Origin of the sequence: Campylobacter sp. BCW_4323, assembly GCF_001763115.1 — a bacterium.
In the GTDB taxonomy this organism is placed as follows: domain Bacteria; phylum Campylobacterota; class Campylobacteria; order Campylobacterales; family Campylobacteraceae; genus Campylobacter_D; species Campylobacter_D jejuni.
On record NZ_MJYC01000066.1, the window covers coordinates 1 to 25,862 of the forward strand.

Below are 25,862 nucleotides of genomic sequence, written 5' to 3' on the forward strand. Positions count from 1 at the left end.
GGATTCGAACCAACGGCCCCCTCCTTAAAAGGGAGATGCTCTACCGGCTGAGCTAACGAGACATTTTCTGAAATAAAAATGTGATTATGCCAAAATTAGCTCTATTTGTCAAGCTTTTTTAAATCATTTTTGGCATTTTCTCTCCAAATAACGAGAAAATATACTTATAGGTAAAGTCAAAACAAGATATGTAATAGCCAAAATTACATAAGCTTCAAGAGTAGCAAAAGTATAAGAATTTATCTCTTGTGCACTTTGGGTTAATTCATTTACAGCAATAACGCTTAATAATGAACTATCTTTAATTAAATTTGCAAATTGTCCACTCAGCGGTGCTAAAATATTTTTTAAAGCTTGGGGAAAAATTACATACGCAAAAACCTGCATCTCTTTTAACCCTAAAGCCCTAGCGCTTTCAAGCTGAGATATAGAAATACTTAAAATTCCAGCTCTAAATATTTCAGCTAAGTAAGCAGCAGAAAAACATGATAAAATAATAACTCCAGCCACATATCGATTATCAAGTCCTAAATTATTTGCAACGATATAATATATCAATAATACCTGCACTAGTAAAGGGGTTCCTCTGATAAGCTCTATGTAAAATATAGATAAAAATCTTAAAAAAACAATTGAACTTAAAGAAAAAGCACAAAAAACTCCACCCAAAATTATACTCAGTAATAAAGAAAAAAAACTGATTATTAAAGTATTTAAAAAACCTTGAAGAAATTTTTCTTTATAGGTCGTAATTGCACTAAAATCAAAATGATAAGCACTTATACTAAAACTACAATAACAAAACAATATTAAAAATAAAATCAAAAGAATTAAATTAGTGATTATTTTTGACTTTGATAGAGGTTTTAAAGGTTTAAAATTCTTATTTTTTTGGATAAACAAAGACAATAAAAATCTCCAAAATTACAATTTATTCATTTCTTAAAGTATCTAAAATGTTAATTTGAGTTGCTTTTTTTGCAGGATAAAAAGACGATAAAGCTATGATTATTAAAGCACCTATAATGGTTAAAGAAAAATCCATTAAAGACAAATCAAGTGGTAATTTACTGGTTCCATAAACATCAGCAGGTAAAGTTACAATATCAAAATTTCCTAAAAGCCATAAAGCAAAAAATGCAAGCATCACACCCACTATCATACCGCCGCCGCCAATAAGCATGCCTAAGGCAAAAAAACTCTTTTTTACCTCATTTTTGCTTGCACCTAGGGCAAGTAAAAGTGCTATTTCACTGCGACGATTCATTACTATCATCAATAAAGAACTTACTATATTTAAACTTGCAACCAAAATAATAAGCATCAACACTATAAAAAGCGCTCTTTTCTCAAGCTCTAAGGCTGAAAAGAAATTTTTATTTTGTTCCCACCAACCTACTACAGCATAATCGTCTTTTAAATAAGATTTAATTTTTTCAACATCCTTAAAAGCATTATCACTATATACATGAACTCCATCATAATTTGGATTTTTAGGCATTCCAAGTACTTTTTTCAATGCATCAACATCTGTATACATATAAGCTTTATCATAAAATGCAAGCCCTGAAGTAAAACGCGCTTTAACATCAAAACGTTTAGTTTGCGGTACTAAAGAAAATCCACTAGGATTAAGATTTGAAAAAATAAGTGAAAGTTTGTCATTTTTATGCAAACCAAATTCATCAATAAGTGCTGATCCTACAAGTATATCAAAACCACTTAAATTCTCATCCTTTAAAGCTTTAGCAACCACTTCGTTTATTTTTTTTTCATCATTAAAATTAACGCCAAAAAGCACACCACCTTCAAAACGATTATCTCCCTTTACAACAACTTGAGTGCTTATATAAGGGCTAAATAACAAATTTGGAAATGTTTTTCTTAACTCATCTATAAATTCATCATTTACAGGAGCGTAAAATTTAGGCAAAATAGTAATAGGATAATTCATCACAAAAAAGCGTTTTTCAAATTCTTTATCAAAACCATTCATAATTGCCATAGCTACAAGCAAAACGCAAAGTCCTACACAAACTCCCAAAAAGGCCAAAAGCATAGAAAGATTGATAAAGGGTTGTTCTTTATCAAATCTTAAATATTTAAAAAGTAAATATTTTAAAACGCTTTTATTCAAGCTAAAATTCCTTGCTTAGGACCACTTTTTCCATGGCATTCTTTAAATTTTTTTCCACTTCCGCAAGGACAAGGAGCATTGCGTGGAACTTTTTTAAACTCAGCTTCGCCAAGATTATCTTCGCTTGCGCCCATTTCTACTGAGCTTTGAAGCAGCTTTTCATTTTCTTCATTGGCTTTATTTTCTAAATTTTGCACCTCTTCTTGATTAAATTGCACACTAAAAAGTAGTTTAATACTATCAAATTTAATACGATTAACTAGCTCCAAGAAAAGATTATAACTTTCTTTCTTATATTCCACAAGAGGATCTTTTTGATTGTATCCGCGAAGTCCTATTCCTGTTTTTAAAATATCCATTTGATACAAATGCTCTCTCCAAGCATTATCCAAAACTTGCAAATATAAAATACGCTCTATATTACGCAATTCTTTAATCTCAAGTCTTGACATCTTTTCGTTATAAGAATTTTCAAGAATTTGACTTAGCTTATCTTGCATTTCAATGACGCTTAAATTTTCAAAATCTTTTTCACTAATCTGAGTTGAACACTCATATAAAATTTTTGCTTTCAAATTTTCAAAATTTACATTAGAATCGCTTTCATCAAGCATATAATCATTCATTACATTTGCGCTATATTCAGCGATATTTTGAGAAATTTTAGCTCTAATATCATAGTTTTCATCTAAAAGCTCATTACGATAACGATAAATAGTTTTTCTTTGTTCATTTGCTACATCATCGTATTCTAACAAATGCTTTCTGCTTTCAAAATGTAAGCTTTCTACTTTTTTTTGCGCATTTTCAACCGCTCTTGTAACGATTCTTGACTCTATGCTTTCGCCCTCTTCTATACCTAAGCGATCCATAATGCTTTTAATACGATCCCCACCAAAAATTCTTAAAAGATTATCTTCTAAACTTAGATAAAAACGACTTATTCCAGGATCGCCCTGCCTTCCTGCACGACCACGAAGTTGATTATCAATACGGCGGCTTTCATGTCTTTCTGTACCTATGATATAAAGTCCACCCAAAGCCCTAATCTCATCATCGATTTTTATATCCACACCACGACCTGCCATATTTGTAGCGATAGTTACGGCACCTTTTTTACCTGCATCTTGGATAATCAAAGCTTCTTGCTCGTGATTTTTAGCATTTAAAACATGATGAGGGATTTTCTCTTTTACAAGCATATTGTGAAAAACTTCACTGCGTTCTATACTTGCGGTTCCTACGAGCACAGGCTGACCTTTAGCATTGGCTTTTTTAATCTCTTCAATTACGGCTTTAAATTTTTCATTTTGAGTTTTATAGATAAGATCATCTTTATCTTGTCTTTTAATAGGAATATTTGTCGGTATAGAAATAACATCTAAACTATAAATTTGAGAAAATTCAGTCGCTTCTGTTTGTGCAGTTCCTGTCATACCTGCGAGTTTATTGTACATTCTAAAATAATTTTGAAAAGTAATATCTGCTAGAGTTTGGCTTTCTTCTTGAATTTTTACATTTTCTTTAGCTTCTAAAGCTTGATGCAATCCTTCGCTAAAACGACGTCCTTCGCTTAAACGCCCTGTAAATTCATCAACGATGATAACTTCATTATTTCTTAAAACATAATGCACATCTTTTTCAAAAAGATTATGTGCCTTTAAAGCTTGATCAAGCTGATGTGCTAAGATAGCATTATCAAGACTGTATAAATTTTCTACACCAAAAAGTTTTTCAGCCTTAGCAATACCTGCTTCGGTAATCAAAACACTACGATTTTTCTCATCTACCACAAAATCACCCTCAGGTTTTGCAGGAGGTAAAACTGCTTCGCCTTTTTGCATTTGCTTAGCTACTTCATTGGCTTTAATATAACCATCTAAAGTGCGATTTGTAGGGCCGCTGATGATAAGCGGAGTTCTTGCCTCATCAATTAAAATACTATCTACTTCATCTACAATAACAAAATTATGCTCTCTTTGAACTTTTTCAACTTTTGAAAATTTCATATTATCACGCAAATAATCAAAACCAAACTCATTATTGGTTCCATAAGTAATATCGCAATCATAAGCTTGCTTGTGCTCTATGTCACTATTTTGAGAAGAAAGAATCACGCCTACGCTAAAACCTAAAAAATTATAAATCGCACTCATTTGCTCAGCATCTCTTTTGGCTAGATAATCATTCACTGTAACGACATGTACGCCTTTGCCACTCATGGCATTTAAAACTACAGGCAAGGTCGCTACAAGGGTTTTACCTTCTCCTGTTTTCATTTCTGCGATTTTTCCATCGTGTAAAACCATACCACCGATTAACTGCACATCAAAATGACGCATATTTAAAGTTCTCTTACCTGTCTCTCTGACTATGGCAAAAACATCATTTAAGATATCATTTTCGTTTTTTTCTCCGCTTAAAATTTGCTCTTTAAATTTTGCAAATTCGGCTTTTAATTCATCATCGCTTAAATTTTGATATTTGCCTTCTAAAGCATTGATTTGTGCTACACGCTTGAAGTATTTTTTAACTTCACGATCATTTTTTGTTCCAAAAACGGCTTTTAAGGTATTTAAAAACATTTTTAAACCTTTATAAATTTTTCAAACTACCATTATAACGATTATTTAATTAAAATTAGCTAGAATGATATAAAAAATATAATTTTTTTAAGGAAAATAAATGAAAAAAACATTCTTGATATTTTTTATTTTTATAGGACAACTTTTTGCCCTTGATCTTAATTTTAATACCTTTTCAAGCAATTTTATCCAAATAGTAAAATCCAAAAACTCTACACTTTCTTATTCTGGACATTTTATACTGAGTAAAGATCAAGCATATTGGAGTTATGATACTCCTAGTAAAAAAGAGATTTATATTAACAAAAATCAAGTAACCATAATAGAGCACGATCTAGAGCAAGTCATTTTCTCTCATCTTGATAACATTCCAAATCTTAATGAAATTTTCAAAAAAGCAAGTCTTATAGATAAAGATAAACTTGTAGCAAAATATGATAATATAAATTATACAATTAAACTCAATCAAGAGCAAATTCAAAGCATATCCTATAAAGATGAATTTGAAAATGATGTTATAATCAATCTAAACAATCAAATTAAAAATCCAAAAATTAATTCCGATGTTTTTAAGGCAAAAATTCCGCAAAATTATGATATAGTTCGCTAATTTTGCGTTGTATTTTCATCAAGCTTTATATCATAACCTGTTTGTGGTAAATGATAAGGCTTGCTTGCGTTATTTTCTTTGAATATTTGTGGAGGATTGGCGATTAAATCTCTTTTAATTTTTTCTTCTATATCTGGAGTCATTTTAGGTGTATTTAAATTATCTATATTGATTTCTCCATTGTCATTTTTATTTTCTTCATCTGAATCTTTGAAAAGCTGTTCAACTTGCTTGGCTTCTAAATTTGGAACACTAGGAGTTGGGATCTTTTCAACACCAGGAACTTGAGTTTTAGGAACTTCTAAGTTTTCAAGTGCTTTTTTTACCTCGCTGCCCATACTTTTCTCTTTAGCCTCAGTACTTTCTAAAAAGCGTTTAAACTCCTCTAAATCAAATTTTTCCACTCCGCTTAAAGATATGATATATATATCATCTAATTTAATCTTATACTTCTTATCTAAAAATTTTTCTAAAGTTTTTTTAAAATTATTTTTTCCAATTTCTGTAAAAATATCTTCGTAAAAAAACCCTGAAATTACTGTATTTACAGCATCAATCAACTTATTTTCATTTTCTTTTAAATTATTCCCATCAAATTCCAAAGAAATTTCAACTTTTTTAAGAACATTTGCTCCACTTTTAGAATACAAATCTGTTCTTATTTTATCTATTTCAAGATTTTGAGCATTTAAACTCAAAGCCAAAAAAACACTTAAAAATATTTTTTTCATTTAATGCCTTTAAATGATTTGTTCTTGTATTTCAAGATCTAAAAAATTATGTTTTTTATAAAAATCAATCACATTAGAATCTATTTTTAAAATATTAGCAAAATAAAATCCAAAATTTATCTTTTTTGTAGAATAAATTTTTAAAGTATTTGGATTTGTAGCGCGAGAAAGAGCGACATAAAGCTGTCCATTTTCAAAAATATGATCAATATCACACACTAATTTTTCAATGCTCATACCTTGTGATTTGTGTATAGTAATAGCATAAGCTAATTTAATAGGAAACTGTGTAACACTTGCAAGAATATTAACAACAAAATCTTTACCTGATTGTTCAAGTTCTTCCATGAAAAAAGTATAAGGTTCAAGTAAAATTTTCATCCCATTATTTTTAATAATACTAATATAAATTTTCTCCTCTTCATAAAGAATATCTTCTATAATGCCTTGCTCACCATTATAATAATTCTTATCCCAATTATTTACACAAAAAATAATACGAGCACCTATTTTAATATTTAATTCTTCCAATATATTTAAGCTTCTAATCCAAGAATCAAGTTCTTCATCTTTTATTCTCTTATCTTCTTTTTTAACCTGAGCCTTAAAGCATACAAGTGGGGTCTCAAGTTTGCTTAATTTTTCTTGATTAATATTGTTTACTTTTTTATTGATACCACAAAGTAAAGTATAATCATCTTCTAAATTTTCTAATTCTTTATAATCAATTCGCAAAGATTCAAAAAAGCTTAAAATTTTTTCATCTAAAAAACCTTGTCTAATCAAAGATAAATAGTTATAAAATTCCATATTTTGTGTTCTTTTAGGTTGAGAAAGTTTAATATTCTTAAAATTTAAATCTTGCCAAAAAAATGAAGAAAAAGCATAATAAGAATGATTAAATAAAGTTTCTTTTTTTTCTTTAATTACGGGAGGCAGTTGAAAAAAATCTCCTACAACTAAAATTTTTCCATTAAATTGAGAATTTTTAAGTCTAAAGCCTATCATTTCAAAAACACTTGCGCTAACCATGGAAATTTCATCGATAATAATAAGCTCAATCGTTTTTAAAAGCTCTTTAAGTTTTGTTAATTTTTCTTTTTGTTTTTGATTGCGATCCAATGTGCTTAATTTCATCATATCATCACAATACCCTAAACAAAAAAAGCTGTGTAAAGTAACACCGCCTATATTAAACGCCGATAGAGCACTAGAACCAAGAGCTATAGCTAATTTTTTTTGTTTTCTATAAGATTTGATAAGCTCATTTGTCAAAAAGCTTTTACCAACTCCAGCACCACCACTTAAAAAAACATTATCATAAGCTAAAATTTTTTCTAGTTTATCAAGCATTATATTTCCTTGGCTTTAATTATAACTATTTTTTCTAAAAGGTTGATTATGAAATCTTGTTTATATTTTACTTTTATAGTGCTATTTTTAACAGCTTGTTCAACAAAAAATTTAACTTCACTTCATCATGAAAATTTAGAACAAAAAAATGAAAATCAACATTATGCAAAACTTGAATACGAACAAAATGTAAGCATTTTGCCACAATTTGCTTACGATATTAATTTTGATGCAAAACGATATAAAAAATATTTCTTTAACCCTTGGCATGATTCGTTTAAAAATTACAAAGGACAAAATATTTTTTGGTCCTTTCCTTTATATTTAAATTCAAAAAATACTTATTATTTTTTCAATAAACAAATTATTCCACTTTCATGGTTTAAAAACGCTATAAATAACGCAAATATCCAAGAATTCGGTAAACTTAATCAAAAAGCTTTAATTATCCAAAATACAATCATTAAAAATCTTCCAACCCAAAGAGCTATCTTAAAAAATCCTTTTTTTGAAAATGAAGGAATTCCTTTTGACTATGCAAGCGATGGCGTTTTAAATGCTGGAACCCCTGTCTTAATTTCACATTTTAGCAAAGATAAGCGTTATGCTTTTGTTTTAGGTGAAGCTGGATTTGGATTTGTTGAAAGTAAAAATTTGGAATTTTTCTCAAACGATAGAGCGAAAATCTATGAAAATCTTAACTTTATCACACCACTAAAAGAAAAATTTCCTATCTATAGTGAGGATGGTAAATTTTTCTTTGAAAGTAGAATTGGCGCTATTTATCCTTGCTACAAAGAAGATAAAAACTATTTTTATGGAAAAATAGGTTCTAAAAAATATAAAATTTCTAAAAAAGATGTATCTAAATTTCCTTTACAATTCAATGATAAAAATTTAAAAAATCAACTTTCACAAGTTTTAAATTTGCCTTATGGCTGGGGCGGTTATAATTTTGAAAGAGATTGTTCTTTACTAACTCGTGATATCTTTTCAGCTTTTGGACTTTATCTACCAAGAAATTCAGCTGCACAAAAAAATTCTTTTAATCATTTTGATATAAGCACTCTTAGTAATTCTCAAAAAAAAGATTTTTTAAACCGCTTTGGGAAAGCTTATCTTAGTTTACTTTATTTACCTGGACATATTATGCTTTATGCAGGACAAATTACAGATAATAATATTGCCATACATAATATATGGGGCTTAAGAAAAGATGCAACCCAAAGACTTCTCATAAGTTCTAGCGTCATCACTTCTTTAGAAATAGGAAAAAATGAAATTTTAGAAGATAATTTGCTTTTATCAAGACTTAAAGAAATAAGTTTTATAAATTTAAACGAACAAGAAAAAGAGCAAATAAAAAGCTATCTTGAAAATATACAAAACAAATAAGATTTATTGATTTAATCAATAAATCTTTTAGTTAAATCTGCAAAATATTCTATGCGTCTATCTCGCAAAAAAGGCCACCAACGACGCACATTTTCACTTCTTTTTTTATCTATTTCTACGATTTTTACACATTCGTTTTGAGAATCTAAAAGACAAAGTTCTTCACCTTGAGGGCCAAAAACAAAAGAATTTCCCCAAAATCTAATGCCCTCTTCTACCCCACTTACATCTTTTTCAAAACCTACTCTATTGATAGCTACTACATATAAACCATTAGCTATAGCATGTCCTTTTTGAACACCAAGCCAAGCATTGAGCTGCCTTTGTTTTTCTTCATCTTCATCCTTATCAAACCAACCAATTGCCGTGGGATAAATAAGAATCTCAGCTCCTTTTAAAGCCATAATTCTTGCTGCTTCAGGATACCACTGATCCCAACAAATAAGCACTCCAAGCTTACCTAAACTTGTATTTATAGGTTCAAAACCCAAATCTCCAGGAGTAAAATAAAATTTTTCATAAAAACAAGGATCATCAGGTATGTGCATTTTACGATATTTACCTGCTATAGAACCATCTTTTTCAAAAACCACTGCAGTATTATGATAAAGTCCGGCACTTCGTTTTTCAAATAATGAAGTAATAAGCACTATTTGATTTTTTCTAGCTATATTTGCCCAAAATTTCACATCTTTTTCATAATCATTAGCATAGTCAAAAAAATCCACATTTTCACTTTGACAAAAATACTCACTTTGATGAAGCTCTCCTAAACAAATAAGCTCAGCTCCTTGTTTAGAGGCTTCTTCTATAAATTCGCAAGTTTTTTTTATAGTTTGTTCTTTGTTTGAGTGAAATTTTTGTTGTATTAAAGCGATTTTCATTGTCTTTGCCTTTCTTGTTCTGCATCATCATAAGGATCTAAATGAATTTGTATATCCCATTTTTCATTTTCAAACATCTTACGCACACCTTCTTCTATTTCATCTGAAATTTTATGCGCATTTAAAAGCGAAATTATAGGGCAAAAAACCAAATGCACGCTTAAATAATTACAACTTGGAGTTTTACGCGTCTTTAATTCATGATAGGAAATTATTTCAGGATTATTAGAAATCAAAATACAAATTTTATCCACTTGTTCCTTAGGTAAAGCCTCATCCATTAAAAAAGCCAAAGCTTTTTTAATGATTTTAAAAGCAGAAAATGCCGTATAAAGACTGATCACTATCCCAAAAATAGCATCAATAATATGTAAATTTGTAAAATAAATCAAAACCAAAGCCCCTAAAGTACAAGCATTGGTTAAGCAATCTGTTTTGTAATGCAAAGCATCACTTTCTATAATCAAACTTTTGGTTTTTTTAGCTACATAATTTAAAAAAAGTACAAGAAAAAAAGTCATAATTAAAGCAAAAATCATCACATAGATGCTTGAATTTAAATCTTTAATTTCTTCTTTATAATAAATCTTTAAAATACTCTCATAAAAAATAAAAATCCCCACGCCAACTATAAAAACACCTTCTAACAAACCCATTAAAGCTTCAATTTTAGAAAAACCAAAATTATAATTTTCATTCGCCTTTTGTGAGCTTTTTTTAAGAGCTAAAAAATTAAAAGCAGAAATAGCAAAATCCATTAAAGAATCAATCGCACTTGAAAGCACTGCAACAGAACCACTTGTTAAGCCTACTATAAATTTAACCAAGGCTAAAACAATAGCACATAAACTTGCTACAAGAGTTGCTTTTTTTTGCAAACTCATCTTAAACCTTTGAAACGATTTTGACAAGAACAATGCAAAGAACCGTTTTGTCGTAAAAACACTCTTGCATCTACTCCTATAATTTTATGATTGGGTAAAGCTTTAGAAAGTCTTTTAGTTATGATTTCATCATTTTTATCCTTATAAAAAGGCACAATTAAAGCATTATTTATAAAAACAAAATTCGCATAAGTCGCCCCCAATCTTCTTCCTTTATAGTATAAAGGCTTAGGTATAGGAAGTTCTACTAAATCAAAGCCTGTTTTTTTAAGCTCTTCTTTCATTTTTTGCAAAGGCAAATAATGCTCATCCTCTTCATCTTCACAAACACAATGTGCTATGGTATTTTTATCTATAAATCTTGCTAAGGTATCGATATGATGATCTGTATCATCACCTTTTATGAAACCATTTTCTAGCCAAATAATTTGTTTTAAACCAAAAATTTCTTTTAATTTTATATCAATTTGGGTTTTGTTTAGATGAGAATTTCTATTTTCATTTAAAAGACAATGAGAGCTTGTAAGCATCACACCCTCTCCATTAAAGTCAATACTTCCTCCTTCTAAAACAAAATCCACCTTTTTAAGCCCCTCTTTAAATTTTTCTTTAAAAAGCTTAGAATTTACAGCATTATCAAGCTCACTTTGAAATTTATTTCCCCAAGCATTAAAAGTAAAATCAAGAGCCTTTAAACGATTATTTTCTACTATATCTATAGCTCCAAAATCACGTATCCAAGTATCATTTGTATCACATTTAAAAAACTCAACATTTTTTATATCTTTAAAATTTTCAAAATCACTCTGTTTAGGAGCTATAAGTAAAACTTTTTGAAATTCACTTACCACTTTTACAAATTCTTTATAACTTTGCAAAATTTCCTCTAAATATGGACTCCAATCGCTTTTTTCATGAGGTAAAGAAAGCATGAGGTATTCTTGCTCACTCCATTCAGGAATTGATTTTATCATTTAACTACCTTTTTTGATAATAAAATTATAATTGTATCATTTTTTGGAATTTTGTCAAATTTAAGAAGATTGCCTCGATATTTCGAGGCTTTAGTGTATTATTTAAAAAAGATTTTCATTTCATCATTACTTAAAACAAGTTTTCCATTTTCATTTGAAATTTTAAAAGTTCCTTTGAAATTTGAAAGGAAAGAATTTTCAAAATCCATTACATCCATTGGGTGACAAAGCATTTGAGTTGAAGCTACGCGATCACCTTCGATTTGCAAAGTATCTGCCTTAGTTTGGTAAGAACCAAAAAAACGATTACATCCTGAATAACCATAAAATTTATTATTTTCAAAACTAATATTTGGACTTTCCTCTGCGTTTTTTGGATCAAAAGTTTTACCATTAACTATAATTTTTTCTATTTTGAAAAGCTGGTTTTGCACAAGTTCATTATTACCTTTAGAAGTAGATGAAGTAACAGAAGTACTAGCACAACCCGCAAAAAAAGTTGCAGCTAAAGCAATTTGAAGCGTTTTTTTCATTTTATTCCTTTAAATTTGAAATTGGTTAAGTTCGCTTTCGAGATTATGACACACTATTTTTAACTCATCTGCAACTTGAAGCAGAATTTTAGAAATTTCTTCATTCTTTTCACTTACTTCGACATTTTTTTGCATACGAGAAAGTAAATTTTGTATATTCTCTTGGGAAATTTTTATTTTTTCAGTACATTGAGTTACCAAAGCCCTAGCATCTTCGTTGCATAATTTAACCTCATTAGCATCATCAACCAATAAAGTGGTGTCATCATTTAAAGCTTGTATACTTTGAGCATTTTTCTTTAATTCTGCGCTAACCTCATTAATACTTTGCAAAAGCTCTTTTGTAATTTGAGCTACATTTCCCAAAAATTCTTCACTGTTCTGAGCCAACTGCCTAACATCCTCAGCAATTACAGAAAAACCTCGTCCAAATGCACCAGCCCTAGCTGCTTCTATGCCAGCATTTAGGGATAGTAAATTGGTTTTATCTGCAATCTCATCCATCATTTGAGTTGCTTTTTGTATATTACCTGCTTGATTAACCATGTTTTCAACTTTTTTAGCCAATTCATTTTCATTTTGAGATACTGTTGATACTTTATTAGCAACATTAAACAAAGATTTAAGCATTTGCTCTAATAATAAAAAGGATTTTTCATTGGCACTATTTGCCTTATTTGACAAACTAGCAAGTTCTCCAAGTTCATTGCCAACATTTGCACCAAGTTTAAAACTTTGATCTATTTGCTTATGACTTTGTGAACTGATATCACTTAAAGAAATAGCATTTGAATTTAAAAGATTGCTTTGTTTTTCTACATTTTTTGAATTATGACTTGCACCGCTAACTGCCTTGTGAGTTTTTTCGATAAATTGATTGATATATCCACAAGCTAAAGCAATTTCATCTTGACCTTTAACTGAAATACGAGCTTTTAAATTGCCACTTCCTTGAGCTAATTCTTTAGCATGATTTAAAAGCTCTAAAACAGGCTTTCCAACAACAACTTTAAGCATTAAAAGAACCACACAAAGGGTAAAAATCAAAGCAATAGTAAATATTATAATATAAGATTGACTGGTTTTACTTATATCTTTTTGAACACCTTCTAAAGAATGCGATATATCCATAACCCCTATCACACTCCCTACATTAGCATTTGCATGACAAGCAACACAACTTTCATCTGCAATCAAAGGGCGTATCAATCTTAAATGCACAACACCATTTACATTTTCTTCTAAAGCTTGAATTTTAGGATTTGAAAATTGTTCTATAATACGCTTATCATTTGAAATTTGAGGGGCTTTCATCTCAAAAAGATCTATAGTATCTTTTGAAGGATAAATTTTAATATCACTAATACCCTCTATACTTTTTGCATCTTCAATGGCTTCTTTAATTTTTTCAGGATCTCCTAAATTCATAGCCATTCTCATTGTTTGAAAAACAGAAGTACTTACGGTATCTAAATTTGCCCTGCTCATTTTATTGGCAGTATTTTTAAAGTCCAAATTTAAAATCACTTGCATTACAATAAAACTTATAAGCAACACCACAAAAATTGCAGCAGAAACCTTAAATCCTATAGTTTTAAACATCATAGTTTCCTAAAAATAAAATTTTTCGGAAATATTTTACACATAATTTATTTAATTTTTATTGAATTATGTGTAAAAAACATAACATTCCATTAAACTTAATGTAAAAAATGTCTTACTCCTGTAAAATAAAGCGCCATACCATACTCATCAGCCGCCTTTACCACTTCATCATCTCTTATACTTCCGCCTGGTTCTACTATAGCCTTAACCCCTACTTTACTTGCTTCATCTATGCTATCTCTAAAAGGAAAAAAGGCTTCACTTGCTAAAACGCAACCTTGCAAATCAAGTCCCATTTCTTTAGCTTTAGCGATTGCTGCCTTTGCTGCATCGATTCTACTTGTCATACCCATACCTATAGCCACCATAGCACCATTTTTTACATAAACAACATTGTTTGATTTGGTAAATGCTGCTATTTTCATAGCGATTTCAAGATCTTTTAATTCTTCCTTACTTGCCTCTCTTTGACTCATAAGCTTTGCATTTTTAAGCTCATCTTCGCCTACTTCATCGCTGTTTTGATATACAAAACCCCCATCAATATGTTTAAAATCATATTTATCAAAACTGCGGATTAAAAACGGACTTTCTTGAGTGAAAATTTTAATGCGTTTTTTACCTTCAAACACGGCTAAAGCTTTTTCATCTACATTGGCTGCAATGATTACTTCTACATAAATTTCATTGATTTTATTTGCTAAAGCCTCATCAAGAGTTCCATTGATTGCAACCACTCCTCCATAAGCACTGACGCTATCGCATTTTAAAGCATGTATATAGCTTTGTACTAAATTTTCTTTTATAGCAAAACCGCAAGGATTTCCATGTTTTACTATAGCAATAGCTGGAGCTTTATCGAAACTACTAGCTAAATTTAAAGCTGCGTTAATATCGGTTAGATTATTAAAACTTGCTTCGCCTTTAAGGGCTTTAAAATTTGCACTAAAAAAAGCATCAAACTCATATAAAGCCCCTTTTTGATGTGGATTTTCTCCATATTTTGTATCAAATACTTTTTGTCCTACTATAAATTTACTCGCTCCAAAACCTCCATTAAAGCGTTCATTCATATAATTTGCAATATAAGCATCATAATTTGCTGTATGCTCATAAGCTTTTATCATCAAATTTAAACGAAAATTCTCATCATTTTGACCTTTTTTTAAAGTCTCAATCACTTTTTCATAATCAAGCGGATCGCAAAGTACCATCACATCTTTATAGTTCTTCGCTGCACTTCTTATCATCGCAGGTCCGCCTATGTCAATATTTTCTATAATTTCATCAAAATCATCGCTCATAATGGTAGTTTTTTTAAAAGGATATAAATTTACACAAACTAGATCAATGCCTAAAATTTCATTTTCTTTTGCTTGTTTGATATGATTTTCATCGCTTCTTTTATGCAAAATCCCACCGTGAATCTTAGGGTGCAAAGTCTTCACACGCCCTTCAAAAAGCTCAGGACTCTTTGTAAAATCACTCACTTCTATAACTTTTATTCCATTTTCTTTTAAAAGCTTAAAAGTCCCCCCAGTTGAAAGAATCTCAAAACCTAAATTTTCAAGCTCTTTGCCAAATTTTACTATGCCTTCTTTATCACTCACACTAAGTAATGCTCTCATTTTTACCTTTCTAAATGTTTTTTAACTTTTTCATAAGCTTCGTTGATTTTTTGAAATTTCTCTACGCCGATTTTAAGCTCTTCTTCGCTGACATTGTTTGCGTTTAAAATATCAGGATGGTATTTTTTTGCTAAATTGCGGTATTGTTTTTTTACCGCATTTAAATCTGCATTATTTGGAAGTTCTAAAATAGTAAAAGCTTCATCAAGACTTAATTCTTTTTTAGAACTTTTTAAATTTGAAAGACTTGCAATAAAAGCATCTAATTCGCTTTTTGCTATATCAAAGGCTTTAGCGATTTGCTCTAAAATTTCACGCTTTTTAGCATTAAAATCTGCATCGATTAAAGCCATAAAAACAAGCACACGCAAGACATTAAAACGCTCATTTTTAGGTAAAGGCACTTCTTTTAAAAAATCTTTTGCCACATAAAAAGCATCGCTTAAATTTTCTTTATGTTCGTTAAAACTTGCTTTTAAAAAAGCTCTTTCTTTTTCATCTTTGGCATTTGCATCTAAAAGATCTTTGATCATTTCAGCTTCATTTTCACTTACTCTGCCATCGCTTTTTGCAATTTTTGCCAAAAGTGCGATAACATAGTAATTCATACGCCTTTTAAACTCATCCATTCTTTCTTCCATAACCCCACGAGCAAAACCCTTAGCAAAGCCTTTAGCTCCTCTTGTAGCTGAGTTTAAAAAATCCTGTTTTCCCCAAGTTTTATAATACCAGTAAAACACCAAAACAACGAGTATAATTAAAACTAAAGTCATTGGATTTGCTCTTTAAAACTTTCAAAATAAAGCTTATCAAGTTCAGCCTTGCTTAACTCAATGCTATCAAGTTTAAAATGTTTTTGGCTTGTACTCACACCTAATTTATAAGCTTTTACTCCAAATTCTTTAGCTAAATTTAAAAAAGCTTCTTCATTTTCTTTACTAAGCCCTACTATAGCACGACTTGCACTCTCATCAAAAATCAATTTTTCATCATCAAAACCACTTGTTAAATTTGCACCTACACTAGAAATAGCAAACATTTTTGCCAAAGTCATAGCAATACCCCCTATTCCTACGCTATTGGCACACTCAAGTAAAGAATTTTGATTGGCTTTATAAAGCAAATCCCAAAGTGCAAGTTCAGCTTTATAATCAAGCTCTTTAAGACTTCCTGATACTTTTTTATCTTGGATTTTCATTATCATAGATCCACCAAATTCTCCTAAACTTTCACCCAAAAGATAAACGCTTAAATTTTCTTTTTCAAAACTAGCTTTTAAGGTTTTATTTGCATCTTCTAAAACCCCTACGCTTACTATAGTAGGACTTGGATAAATACTTACACCTTCGGTTTCATTATAAAGTGAAACATTGCCGCTTACTACTGGGGTATTTAACTCTTTACAAGCTTCCTTAATACCTTCGCAACCTTGTGCGAATTGCCACATCACTTCAGGATTTTGCGGATTTCCATAATTTAAACAATCGCTTATTGCCAAAGGCTTAGCTCCTGTGCAAGCAACCTTTCTTCCTGCAGAAGCTACTGCTAAAGCTGCTCCTATTTTAGGATTTACATAATTTAAGCGTGAGTTACATTCTACAGCCATAGCCACACTTGCGCCATTTTCTTTAATACGAATAACACTAGCACCTAATTTTCCATCGGCTTTTATGGTATTGGTTTGCACGCTTGAATCAAATTGATCATAAATAAAAGCTTTGTTATTTATATTTTCATTTTGAAGCATTTGTATAAAAAGCTCTTGAATACTTGATTTTAGCTCAAATTTATAGTCTTTAATTTCACTTAAATATTTTGGCTCACTTGTAGGGCGACTTAAAATCGGCGCTTTTTCACTTAAAGGCTCGATAGGAATAAGCCCTACAAGCTCATCATGCCAAAAAAGTTCCATTTTTCCTGTATTGGTAACCTCACCCATAACCACAGCATCTAAATCCCATTTTTTGAAAATTTCTATAACCTTATCTTCATAGCCTTTTTTCGCACAAATAAGCATTCTTTCTTGAGATTCGCTAAGCATTAACTCATAAGGAGTCATACCGCTTTCACGCATAGGAGTTTTATCTAAGTAAAGTTTCATGCCACTGCCACTTCTTCCTGCCATTTCAAAAGAACTTGAAGTAAGCCCTGCAGCACCCATATCTTGAATACCCACAATATAATCGGTTTTAAAAAGCTCTAAACAAGCCTCCATAAGAAGTTTTTCACTGAAAGGATCGCCAATTTGCACTGTAGGACGCAAAGATTTGCTTTCTTCATTGAAGCTATCACTTGCCATAACCGCTCCACCAAGTCCATCACGCCCTGTTTTTGAACCCACATAAATCACAGGATTTCCTACACCTTCAGCCTTAGCATAAAAGATATCTTCACTTTTACAAACCCCTAAAGCAAAGGCATTTACTAAGATATTTCCATTAAAACACTCATCAAAAGCACATTCTCCACCTATAGTTGGCACACCCATGCAATTTCCATAATGAGAAATTCCATTTACCACACCTTTAACAAGGTATTTTTGATGTTTGCCGCATTTTTCATCATGAATATTGCCAAATTTTAAAGAATTTAGCCCTGCAACCACTCTTGCACCCATAGTAAAAACATCACGCAAAATTCCCCCTACTCCTGTAGCCGCACCTGCAAAAGGTTCGATAAAGCTAGGGTGATTGTGACTTTCTACCTTAAAAACTGCTGCCATACCTTGCCCGATATCAATAACCCCTGCGTTTTCTCCTGGACCTTGAATCACCCAAGGTGCTTTAGTTGGAAAACCATTAAGATATTTTTTACTGGATTTATAAGAGCAATGCTCACTCCACATCGCAGAAATAACCCCAAGTTCTAATAAATTTGGTTCTCGTCCTAAAATTTCTAAAATTTGTGCATATTCTTCATCGCTGATTTTATGTGCTTTTATGGTTTCTTTATCCATTTTTATCCTTTCATTTTCCTAAACAAAAATTACCAAACATTTCGTCTAAAATTTCATCTCTTTGAAAATCTTTAGTAAATCTTGCAAGTTCATTAATAGCTAAATTAAGTTCAAAAGCAAAAAGTTCTAAAGAACTTTCCTCTAAAAGTCCTTTAGCTCTAAAAATCGCTTCACTTGAAATTTTACAAGCATTAATAAGATCTAAAGAACTTACCATAATACCTTCGCTATCAAAAGAATTAAGATAATTTTGCAATTCTTCTTTTAATAAAGTGATATCTTTTTGAGCACTAAGCTTGATAAAATTTTTATTTTGAGTATTTTTGAAAACATTTTCTAAATCACTTTTATTTAAAATCCAAAAGATTTTTTTATCAGTATTTGCTAATAAGTCAAAAATTTTCTCATCTTCTTTATCTTGCACTCTTGAAGCATCAAAGACTGCCAAAATAATATCTGCATCTTCTAAACTTTTTTTACTTAAAGCTACGCCGATTTGTTCTATAACATCTTTACTTTCCCTAATACCCGCTGTATCTATAATGCGTAATAAATGTGTTCCTAATTTAAAGCTCTCTTCTATAGTATCACGAGTGGTGCCTGCTATATCTGAAACAATAGCTCTTTCATAAGAAAGCAAGGCATTTAAAAGCGAGGATTTGCCTACATTTGGCTTACCTACAATAGCGATTTTAAAACCTTCTATAAGTCCTTTTCTGCTTTGAGAAAGTGTATAAATTTCTTTTAAAATTTTAGAATTTTCTTCACACATAGTAGAAATTTGTTCTAATAAATCAGAAGGTAAATCATCATCAGCATAATCAATGCTAGTTTCTACAAAAGCCAAGGTTTTAACCAAATCTGTGCGAATTTTTTCTAAAAGTTCTCCTAAGTTTCCTTGCATGTTGCGTGCTATAATTTTAGCTGCAAGTGCAGATTTTGAAAGTATGAGATCTTGTATATTTAAAGCTTTTAAAGGAGTCATTTTACCATTTAAACACGCTCTTTTGCTAAATTCCCCTGCTAAAGCAAGTCTTGCTCCTAAACTCACAAGTTCTTCGAGTAAAACTTCACTCACACTAAATCCTCCATGAGTTTGAAACTCTACTATATCTTCCCCTGTAAAACTATAAGGGGCTTTAAAATATATCATTATAGCTTCATCGATAATTTCATTATTTTGATTAAAAAGTTTTGTAAAAGTAGCATGGCGGGGGGTGAGTTTGGTTTTGTGGCTAAGCTTTAAGGCAAATTCTAAAGCCCTTTCACCGCTTAATCTTACAATAGAAATCGAACCCACACCATGAGCTGTGGCAATAGCCGCTATAGTATCACTCATCTTTTTTGAAAAAGTCGTTTATTACAACAAATCTTTGATCATTATTTTGCTTAATTCCTACATACTTATCTGGAAATTCAGCTCTTAACTGCTCTAAAGCAATTTTTATCAAAACCCCATCTAAAGGTTTGGTTTGTCCGCGTCCATGAATTTTAATTTTTTCAATCACGCTTTGTAAATAAAGCTGCATACCTTGAATTTGATTTTCTAAAAATTGAGCGATCTCAAGGCGTACTAAAAGATTATATTTTAAATTGATCCAATTATGCAAAAGATAAGAAATAGCCTTGTAACGATGCGCTTCTTTGCCTATCATCAAAGCAGCATCTTCTCCATCCAATCGAATCAAAACACAATCTTCATCATACATTCTAAGTTCACTAAGCTCTATTTTAAACTGGGAGCTTTCTAAAAGTTTTACAAGCTGAATACGAATCTCATCTAAAATATCCTGAGCATTACGCACTCCTTTGCTTTCTCGATGAAAACTATCAAAAATTTCATCACTTTTTACTGTGTATTTTTCTTTTTGACTTTTATTTTTTTCATTTTTTATTTCAATCTTGTTTTCTCGTTTTGGCTCATGTGTTTCTAGTTTGTGATTTTTTGAACTTGTAAATTCTTTTTTAGGATTTTTTTTCAAAATCCTTTTTTTTGCTTTAGCCTCTATAATTGCCTTTTTTCTTCCAAATCCAAAAAAACCTTTTCTTGGATGCTGAATAATCTCATATTCTAAGTCCATAACAGAACATTCTAAACTTCTTGAAGCTTCTGTTAAGGCGCTTTGAAGATCAATGGCTTCGATTTTCATTTTTCATGCTCCGCTTGTTTTTTGTGATGTTCTTTGGCAAATATTTTATTGATAACCCATTGTTGAACCAAAGAACAAAGGTTATTTACAAACCAATAAAGCGTAAGTCCTGCTGGGAAAGTGATAAAGAAAAAAGTAAAAATCACTGGTAAAAATTTCATAATCTTAGCTTGCATAGGATCTTGTATAGTCATAGGTGTAATAAGCTGTTGTAAAAACATCGTTGCACCCATTAAAATAGGCAAAATAAAATAAGGATCCATTACCGATAAATCATGTATCCAAAACGCCCAAGGAGCTGCTTTTAACTCAATAGCATTAAGCAAAACGCGATAAATAGCAAAGAAAATAGGAATTTGTAAAAGTATAGGCAAACAACCACTCATAGGATTTGCACCATGTTTTTTATAAAGCTCCATCATGTGCATATTCATTTTTTGTGGATCGCCTTTATAACGCTCTCTAATATCTTTCATTTTAGGAGCAAGATCTTTAAGTTTATTCATAGAAATCATAGATTTATAAGTTAGTGGGAATAAAATAATACGCACAATTAAAGTCATCGCAACGATAGCCCAACCCCAATTTCCTATATACTGATGTAAGAAATTCAAAAACTCAAACATAGGCTTAGCAATAAAAGTAAACCAACCATATTCAACAACTGCTTCAAGGCGTGGATCTATACTTCTTAAAATCACATGTTCTTTAGAACCTATATAGCCCCCTGCTTTAAATTCATTATCACTATAAGCAAAAACTATAGGGTTTTTATTAGCATCCTTGCTGATTGCCACATTTAAAGGTTTATCAAAATTATAAAAGAAAGTTGCATAGTATCTATCAAAAGCCGAAGTCATTACGACATTATTAGCACTTTCATCCTTCTCTACATCTCCATCTTTATAAGTTTCGATGGTTTCTTTATTATCCATTACCAAAGCACCATGAACCGTATAACTATCTACGGCAATATTTGGACGATATCCTGGACTTATAAAATAATTTGCATTTTTGCTGAGTTTAACTTCTATCTCATAATTTCCTTTTGGATAAAAAGTAATATCTTTTTCGATTTTCAATCCGGAAAGATTTTGAGTGAGTTTTAAAACTTGACTTCCATTTTCATCAACAAAAAGATTGCTAGAGTTAGCAATATAAGGAAATTTAAAAGCCTCTGAGTTAATACTTGGATCACTAAAACGCATTTCTAAAGGATAAGGACTATTTTCCTTGCTCACAAGATTTATAAATTCCCCTTTCTCATTTTGGTATTTTTTATCTTTCAAATAAAAAGCAGAAATTCTACCAAAAGAGTCAATTTGTGCTTCAAAATGTTTGCTTTGAACCTTAGATATCACACTATCTTGCGAAACTAAAGCCGCACTTGGAGTATTTGTGGTGGTATTTTGTATATTAGGAGTGTTATTTATGCTTGTGTTTTGTTGATTTTGTTGTGTAATGTTTTGTTCTATTTTTAAAGGTTGCTTTGGAATGAAAAAATAATCATAAACAACAAAAAATAAAAAAGAAATCACAACAGCCAAAAGTATACGCTTTTGCTGAAAAATATTATTTGAATTATTCACTGATTTGTCCTTTTAAAGATGATTTTTATAAGATAAAAACTTTTATTTTTATAAGGTATGTATAAAAAACAAAGTTGTTTTTTTGCTAAAAATATAGGCTTAAAACATAAATTCATAGGATAAAAATTTTTAGAAACTCTAGGATAATCAAATCCCCCTTTAAAAAAAGGGTTACATCTTAAAATTCTAAAAAAAGTAGAAAAAAAAGCTAGAAAAAAATTCTTTTTTTGAAACTGCCAAAGTGCATACTCAGAACAATTAGGATAATACCTACAAGCAGCGGGTTTTAAAGGGCTTAAGAATTTCTGATAAAAACGGAGTATTTTTAGGCATATCATTTGAAACATTCTAGTTTTTTCAATCCCCATTTTAGATTTTTTTCTAACCTAGAAAAAGAAAGTTCAGTGATTTCATTTTTAGCTACAAAAATATATTTGCCATCTTGAAGATATCTTTCAAACTTAGCAAACAAAGCCCTTAAAATTCGTTTTGAACGATTTCTAACCACTGCTTTTCCAACTTTTTTACTAGCAACAACTGCTATTTTTTTTTCATAACTATTCAGATAAAAAATGATCACACCTTCACAATGCCATTTTTTACCTACTTTATATACAGATGAAAATTCCTCGTTTGTGCTAAATTTATCAAAATTTTTCACACAGCAAGTCTTTTTCTACCTTTAGCGCGTCTTGCATTGATCACCTTGCGACCATTTTTAGTTTTCATACGAACACGGAAACCATGAGTGCGTTTTCTTGGAGTGCCATGCGGCTGATAAGTTCTTTTCATTTGATTTTTCCTTAAAAAATTATAAAATAAACTTGTATTTTATCTTAATCTTACTTATAAATTGCTTTTGATTAAGAGTAATTTATAAATTCTTTTGATAAATTTTGAAATTATTTTTAAAAGGTTAAAAATGTCAGAATTTAAAATTATTGATTTAAGACAAGAAGATTTAGATATTTTACAAGAAATGATCATAGAATTTGCAAAATACGAAGATATGTTAGATTTTCTTCAATGCACGAAAGAAAAACTAGAACATTCTTTACTAAAAAATAAATTTGCTCGTGCTTTTTTGTTAAAAGAAAATGAAAAAACTATAGGCTATATGATTTATTTTTATACTTTTTCATCTTTTTGGGGTAGCGGTGGAATTTATCTTGAAGATATTTATATACGAGAAGATTTTCGTAAAAAAGGTTATGGAAAAGCTGTTTTTAAATTTTTAGGAGAAATTTGCAAAAAAGAAAATTTAAAAAGACTCGACTGGGTTTGCTTAAATGATAATATTTTAGGTATTAATTTTTATGAAAGTTTAAACGCTAAACATCTTAAACAATGGAGAAATTATCGTCTAAGTGGAGAAAATTTAGAAAAATTGTGTGATTTATGATAAGAAGTCTTTATTATTTAAAAGCTATGGGATTTAACTTTGTTGATACACATACAAACCACTTTGAACAAGTACAAAATTTTCAAGAATTAAAACAACTTGTTTCATCTTGCACCTTATGCCAATTTTCCAAAACAAGAAAATTTAGTCTTATGGAGCCTAAGATAAAAAATGCCAAATTGCTAATTCTTGATGTTTTTGGGCAAAAGAGTGAAAATGAAAGCGGAATTTTACTTAATTCAAAAAAAGGTAAAAAATTAAAACACTATATTTATCAAATTTTAGGGCTTTGCGATGAAGATTTTTATTTTTCTTATTTATTTAAATGTTTTTGTAATGGAAAATTTGATGATTTTTCGCTACAATCTTGCTTACCATTTTTCTGGAACGAACTAAAACTGATTCAACCTGCTTTTTTGCTTTGTCTAGGAGAATACACATTTAAAAGCTTGGGATTTAAAGATTATCACATTTTAAAAGGTGAAGTTTTTGCTTATAAAAATTTTTTCATAATGCCAAGTTATGATTTAGATTTTATAGAAAAAAATCCAAGTTATGAAAAAAATTTCATACAAGATTTAAAAAAAATTAAAGGATTTTTATGAAAAAAATATTTTTAATATTTTTCTTATCTTGCTTTTTGCTTAATGCAAAAGAGCAAAAATTAGTCGATGTAAAACCTGTTGAAAATTTTTATCCTAAATTAAGCGTTCAAGAATGCAACACAAATTGTCTTTTTGATCTTTTAGAATCAAGATTGTATCTCAGTTTTTTAAGTGAATTTGCAGACCAAAACGATCAATTTTTATCTAATGTTTATGCAAAATTATTAAATTCCATTACTGATTTTGAAAAAAATGTTCAAAAAATTACTTCTGTTAAACTTGCGATAATTATCCCAGAAAAAACCATAAAAAGCTACTCAAATACTATAATAAATTCAAGCATAGCCTATCTTTTAAGACAAAGAGCTGAAATCAAAGTAAAAGTTTTTTTAACTGGCACAGAAGATAGTGATAAAATTCGAGCCGCGCTTGATGCAGCACAAGCTCAAGGATATCAGTATGCCATAGCTGGATTTACTCTAAAAGGTGCCAATGAGTTGAAAAATTACTCAGGAAATATGAAAATTTTTATACCGACCATCCATAAAAACAACATACAATTTTCAAATCAAAATATTATTTTTGGAAGTATTGACTATGATGCTCAAATTGCCACACTTTTAAGCAAATCAAATGCTAATATCGCAATATTTAGCGATGGCTCTGCCTTATCAAGCAATCTAAATTCAAGAATTCTTGCTCAAAATAATAATGCTAGAATATATACCATAGAAGGCGAGAAGCTTGATTTTAGCAGACTTTTAAGATCACAAGGCGGAGTTAATAATGCCTCAATATTTTTTAACACTCCATTGATCAAAACAGCTCTAGCAAGTTCTCAACTAAGAATTTATAACATTCATCCTTATGTGCTTTTATCCACTCAAATCAACTATAATCCAACATTTTTAAGTTTAACACAACAAGGAGATAGAGAAAATTTCATCATTGCTAATTCTATCAATAACCACGATGATAACTTAGTCTATCTTAATGAAATTTTTAATCAAAGTATAGATTATAACTGGATTGCTTATGCCACTAGTATAGGAGTTGATTACTTTTATACCGAATTCTTAAATAAAAAAAGTGAAAGTTTATTTGATGAGAAAATCAAAAATTCTCAAGTTGATTACAAAGTGCGTCTTATGCAAGGCAAACAAGCAAGCTTTGAAGAATTAAAATAATTCTTCAAAGAGCTTTTTTAACTGCATATCCATTCTAGCTGGTTTTTCGTTTTTAATAAAAGCTAAAGTTAATTCCATTTTAAAAAGCAAAATTTCATCTTTATAAATTTCTTGTGAAATTTCCACAGAAGCATTTTTGACTTCTAAAATTTTTGTTTTAATCTCTATTATATCTCCAAGTTTTGCAGGTTTTAAGAAATTGCAATTTGCTTTTGCAAGCAAAAAATGTCCCTTAGACGCATCAAAAATATCTACTTTTTTATTGAAAAAAATTTCACTTCTTGCTCTCTCGCAAAATTTTAAATAATTACTATGATACACCACTCCACCCGCATCAGTATCTTCATAATACACACGCATTTTCATCGCTTTACCTTAAAAAATATTTTACATTTAAAAAACATTAGATTATACAATGGAAATTCTTTGATATCGCTTTTTAGCTTATATTAAAAAATTCCGTCCAATATTAATTTAATAAAGCTTTTTAATAATATTAAATATATATTATAAAAAATAAAATTTAAAAATAACTTTTTTATTATTAATATTATTTAAATATTTTATTTATAATTAATATACTTAAGAATATTATAATTACGATTCCTTTTAATAATATTTACAGATATTGTTAAATAGTTAAAATATAATAAT

At 29.9% G+C, this 25,862-nt stretch carries 25 protein-coding genes; 5 read left to right on the plus strand and 20 right to left on the minus strand.

All coding sequences use genetic code 11. The features are described from left to right. Positions 1–123: 123 nt before the first annotated feature. The 3 genes from AJN60_RS06500 to secA are packed head-to-tail and all read right to left on the minus strand — an operon-like array spanning position 124 to position 4,722. Entirely contained in the window at positions 124–909 is a 786-nt protein-coding gene (locus AJN60_RS06500) for an amino acid ABC transporter permease (RefSeq protein ID WP_002871479.1), read from the minus strand. 22 nt (positions 910–931) lie between these two features. After that, positions 932–2,137 (minus strand): ABC transporter permease, encoded by a 1,206-nt coding sequence (locus AJN60_RS06505; RefSeq protein WP_002861692.1) that lies wholly within the window; start codon positions 2,135–2,137, stop codon positions 932–934. Next, positions 2,134–4,722 (minus strand): preprotein translocase subunit SecA, encoded by a 2,589-nt coding sequence (gene secA, locus AJN60_RS06510; protein WP_002871478.1) that lies wholly within the window; start codon positions 4,720–4,722, stop codon positions 2,134–2,136. Before secA ends, AJN60_RS06505 begins: the two co-directional genes overlap by 4 nt. Positions 4,723–4,822: 100 nt before the next feature. Between secA and lolA the strand changes: the two genes are divergently transcribed. Beyond that, complete coding sequence (gene lolA, locus AJN60_RS06515) at positions 4,823–5,332, plus strand: LolA-like outer membrane lipoprotein chaperone (protein ID WP_002861694.1); 510 nt, start codon at positions 4,823–4,825, stop codon at positions 5,330–5,332. Here lolA and AJN60_RS06520 read toward each other — a convergent pair. Continuing rightward, positions 5,329–6,063, minus strand: a complete 735-nt coding sequence (locus tag AJN60_RS06520; protein ID WP_070286133.1) for a hypothetical protein — start codon at positions 6,061–6,063, stop codon at positions 5,329–5,331. The genes lolA and AJN60_RS06520 overlap by 4 nt on opposite strands. A 9-nt stretch (positions 6,064–6,072) precedes the next feature. Further along, positions 6,073–7,416 (minus strand): ATP-dependent DNA helicase Pif1, encoded by a 1,344-nt coding sequence (gene pif1, locus AJN60_RS06525; protein ID WP_002871475.1) that lies wholly within the window; start codon positions 7,414–7,416, stop codon positions 6,073–6,075. Positions 7,417–7,464: 48 nt separating this feature from the next. On the opposite strand from pif1, the gene AJN60_RS06530 reads away from it, so the two are divergent. Then, on the plus strand, positions 7,465–8,811 hold the full coding sequence (locus AJN60_RS06530; protein WP_070286134.1) for an SH3 domain-containing C40 family peptidase: 1,347 nt from the start codon (positions 7,465–7,467) through the stop codon (positions 8,809–8,811). Between the two features lie 11 nt (positions 8,812–8,822). On the opposite strand, the gene AJN60_RS06535 is transcribed toward AJN60_RS06530, so the two are convergent. From AJN60_RS06535 to rpmH, 14 genes are all read right to left on the minus strand, one after another. Further along, complete coding sequence (locus AJN60_RS06535; RefSeq protein WP_070286135.1) at positions 8,823–9,695, minus strand: N-carbamoylputrescine amidohydrolase; 873 nt, start codon at positions 9,693–9,695, stop codon at positions 8,823–8,825. After that, complete coding sequence (locus AJN60_RS06540; RefSeq protein ID WP_002861699.1) at positions 9,692–10,579, minus strand: cation diffusion facilitator family transporter; 888 nt, start codon at positions 10,577–10,579, stop codon at positions 9,692–9,694. The genes AJN60_RS06535 and AJN60_RS06540 overlap by 4 nt, the downstream gene beginning before the upstream one ends. Further along, complete coding sequence (locus AJN60_RS06545; RefSeq protein ID WP_002861700.1) at positions 10,576–11,553, minus strand: agamatine deiminase; 978 nt, start codon at positions 11,551–11,553, stop codon at positions 10,576–10,578. Before AJN60_RS06545 ends, AJN60_RS06540 begins: the two co-directional genes overlap by 4 nt. Before the next feature lie 98 nt (positions 11,554–11,651). Continuing rightward, positions 11,652–12,086, minus strand: a complete 435-nt coding sequence (locus AJN60_RS06550) for an META domain-containing protein (RefSeq protein ID WP_002871471.1) — start codon at positions 12,084–12,086, stop codon at positions 11,652–11,654. 9 nt (positions 12,087–12,095) lie between these two features. Beyond that, positions 12,096–13,688 carry a methyl-accepting chemotaxis protein gene (locus AJN60_RS06555; protein WP_002861702.1) on the minus strand — a complete coding sequence of 531 codons (1,593 nt, stop codon included), beginning with the start codon at positions 13,686–13,688 and terminating at the stop codon, positions 12,096–12,098. Between the two features lie 98 nt (positions 13,689–13,786). After that, positions 13,787–15,319, minus strand: coding sequence for a bifunctional phosphoribosylaminoimidazolecarboxamide formyltransferase/IMP cyclohydrolase (gene purH / locus AJN60_RS06560; RefSeq protein ID WP_070286136.1), 1,533 nt, complete (start codon positions 15,317–15,319; stop codon positions 13,787–13,789). 2 nt (positions 15,320–15,321) lie between these two features. Then, a complete protein-coding gene (locus AJN60_RS06565) occupies positions 15,322–16,092 on the minus strand; it encodes a DnaJ domain-containing protein (RefSeq protein ID WP_002881661.1) in 771 nt (256 codons plus the stop codon). After that, positions 16,089–18,275, minus strand: a complete 2,187-nt coding sequence (gene purL / locus AJN60_RS06570) for a phosphoribosylformylglycinamidine synthase subunit PurL (RefSeq protein ID WP_052949378.1) — start codon at positions 18,273–18,275, stop codon at positions 16,089–16,091. Before purL ends, AJN60_RS06565 begins: the two co-directional genes overlap by 4 nt. A 10-nt stretch (positions 18,276–18,285) precedes the next feature. Next, positions 18,286–19,614, minus strand: a complete 1,329-nt coding sequence (gene mnmE / locus AJN60_RS06575; protein WP_044780272.1) for a tRNA uridine-5-carboxymethylaminomethyl(34) synthesis GTPase MnmE — start codon at positions 19,612–19,614, stop codon at positions 18,286–18,288. Next, positions 19,607–20,425, minus strand: coding sequence for a Jag N-terminal domain-containing protein (locus AJN60_RS06580; RefSeq protein WP_044780271.1), 819 nt, complete (start codon positions 20,423–20,425; stop codon positions 19,607–19,609). The genes mnmE and AJN60_RS06580 overlap by 8 nt, the downstream gene beginning before the upstream one ends. Next, on the minus strand, positions 20,422–22,014 hold the full coding sequence (gene yidC, locus AJN60_RS06585; RefSeq protein ID WP_002871464.1) for a membrane protein insertase YidC: 1,593 nt from the start codon (positions 22,012–22,014) through the stop codon (positions 20,422–20,424). The genes AJN60_RS06580 and yidC overlap by 4 nt, the downstream gene beginning before the upstream one ends. Continuing rightward, entirely contained in the window at positions 22,011–22,352 is a 342-nt protein-coding gene (yidD, locus tag AJN60_RS06590; RefSeq protein ID WP_002861708.1) for a membrane protein insertion efficiency factor YidD, read from the minus strand. Before yidD ends, yidC begins: the two co-directional genes overlap by 4 nt. Beyond that, the gene (gene rnpA / locus AJN60_RS06595; protein WP_002853349.1) at positions 22,349–22,675 is read right to left on the minus strand and encodes a ribonuclease P protein component; all 327 of its coding nucleotides are present in this window, start codon (positions 22,673–22,675) and stop codon (positions 22,349–22,351) included. Before rnpA ends, yidD begins: the two co-directional genes overlap by 4 nt. Further along, positions 22,672–22,806 carry a 50S ribosomal protein L34 gene (gene rpmH / locus AJN60_RS06600; protein WP_002776864.1) on the minus strand — a complete coding sequence of 45 codons (135 nt, stop codon included), beginning with the start codon at positions 22,804–22,806 and terminating at the stop codon, positions 22,672–22,674. Before rpmH ends, rnpA begins: the two co-directional genes overlap by 4 nt. Positions 22,807–22,936: 130 nt before the next feature. On the opposite strand from rpmH, the gene AJN60_RS06605 reads away from it, so the two are divergent. From AJN60_RS06605 to AJN60_RS06615, 3 genes are read left to right on the plus strand one after another with little or no spacing between them, the layout of a single operon-like run. Continuing rightward, a complete protein-coding gene (locus AJN60_RS06605) occupies positions 22,937–23,416 on the plus strand; it encodes a GNAT family N-acetyltransferase (protein WP_002853404.1) in 480 nt (159 codons plus the stop codon). Then, entirely contained in the window at positions 23,413–24,021 is a 609-nt protein-coding gene (locus AJN60_RS09765) for a uracil-DNA glycosylase family protein (protein WP_002881669.1), read from the plus strand. The genes AJN60_RS06605 and AJN60_RS09765 overlap by 4 nt, the downstream gene beginning before the upstream one ends. Continuing rightward, positions 24,018–25,208, plus strand: a complete 1,191-nt coding sequence (locus AJN60_RS06615) for a hypothetical protein (RefSeq protein WP_002871462.1) — start codon at positions 24,018–24,020, stop codon at positions 25,206–25,208. Before AJN60_RS09765 ends, AJN60_RS06615 begins: the two co-directional genes overlap by 4 nt. On the opposite strand, the gene AJN60_RS06620 is transcribed toward AJN60_RS06615, so the two are convergent. Further along, on the minus strand, positions 25,200–25,574 hold the full coding sequence (locus AJN60_RS06620) for a YbgC/FadM family acyl-CoA thioesterase (RefSeq protein ID WP_002871461.1): 375 nt from the start codon (positions 25,572–25,574) through the stop codon (positions 25,200–25,202). The two genes, AJN60_RS06615 and AJN60_RS06620, sit on opposite strands and share 9 nt — an antisense overlap. Positions 25,575–25,862: the final 288 nt, after the last annotated feature.

Excerpts from the sequence above, each read along its gene's own strand:
- AJN60_RS06520 (WP_070286133.1), bottom strand. The coding sequence starts at position 6,063 with ATGAAAAAAATATTTTTAAGTGTTTTTTTGGCTTTGAGTTTAAATGCT.
- AJN60_RS06555 (WP_002861702.1), bottom strand. The coding sequence starts at position 13,688 with ATGTTTAAAACTATAGGATTTAAGGTTTCTGCTGCAATTTTTGTGGTG.
- AJN60_RS06620 (WP_002871461.1), bottom strand. The coding sequence starts at position 25,574 with ATGAAAATGCGTGTGTATTATGAAGATACTGATGCGGGTGGAGTGGTG.
- AJN60_RS06580 (WP_044780271.1), bottom strand. The coding sequence starts at position 20,425 with ATGAAAATCGAAGCCATTGATCTTCAAAGCGCCTTAACAGAAGCTTCA.
- AJN60_RS06530 (WP_070286134.1), top strand. The coding sequence starts at position 7,465 with ATGAAATCTTGTTTATATTTTACTTTTATAGTGCTATTTTTAACAGCT.
- rpmH (WP_002776864.1), bottom strand. The coding sequence starts at position 22,806 with ATGAAAAGAACTTATCAGCCGCATGGCACTCCAAGAAAACGCACTCAT.
- AJN60_RS09765 (WP_002881669.1), top strand. The coding sequence starts at position 23,413 with ATGATAAGAAGTCTTTATTATTTAAAAGCTATGGGATTTAACTTTGTT.
- AJN60_RS06565 (WP_002881661.1), bottom strand. The coding sequence starts at position 16,092 with ATGACTTTAGTTTTAATTATACTCGTTGTTTTGGTGTTTTACTGGTAT.
- pif1 (WP_002871475.1), bottom strand. The coding sequence starts at position 7,416 with ATGCTTGATAAACTAGAAAAAATTTTAGCTTATGATAATGTTTTTTTA.
- purL (WP_052949378.1), bottom strand. The coding sequence starts at position 18,275 with ATGGATAAAGAAACCATAAAAGCACATAAAATCAGCGATGAAGAATAT.
- AJN60_RS06550 (WP_002871471.1), bottom strand. The coding sequence starts at position 12,086 with ATGAAAAAAACGCTTCAAATTGCTTTAGCTGCAACTTTTTTTGCGGGT.
- AJN60_RS06540 (WP_002861699.1), bottom strand. The coding sequence starts at position 10,579 with ATGAGTTTGCAAAAAAAAGCAACTCTTGTAGCAAGTTTATGTGCTATT.
- purH (WP_070286136.1), bottom strand. The coding sequence starts at position 15,319 with ATGAGAGCATTACTTAGTGTGAGTGATAAAGAAGGCATAGTAAAATTT.
- mnmE (WP_044780272.1), bottom strand. The coding sequence starts at position 19,614 with ATGAGTGATACTATAGCGGCTATTGCCACAGCTCATGGTGTGGGTTCG.
- AJN60_RS06535 (WP_070286135.1), bottom strand. The coding sequence starts at position 9,695 with ATGAAAATCGCTTTAATACAACAAAAATTTCACTCAAACAAAGAACAA.
- AJN60_RS06605 (WP_002853404.1), top strand. The coding sequence starts at position 22,937 with ATGTCAGAATTTAAAATTATTGATTTAAGACAAGAAGATTTAGATATT.
- AJN60_RS06545 (WP_002861700.1), bottom strand. The coding sequence starts at position 11,553 with ATGATAAAATCAATTCCTGAATGGAGTGAGCAAGAATACCTCATGCTT.
- AJN60_RS06615 (WP_002871462.1), top strand. The coding sequence starts at position 24,018 with ATGAAAAAAATATTTTTAATATTTTTCTTATCTTGCTTTTTGCTTAAT.
- secA (WP_002871478.1), bottom strand. The coding sequence starts at position 4,722 with ATGTTTTTAAATACCTTAAAAGCCGTTTTTGGAACAAAAAATGATCGT.
- yidD (WP_002861708.1), bottom strand. The coding sequence starts at position 22,352 with ATGATATGCCTAAAAATACTCCGTTTTTATCAGAAATTCTTAAGCCCT.
- lolA (WP_002861694.1), top strand. The coding sequence starts at position 4,823 with ATGAAAAAAACATTCTTGATATTTTTTATTTTTATAGGACAACTTTTT.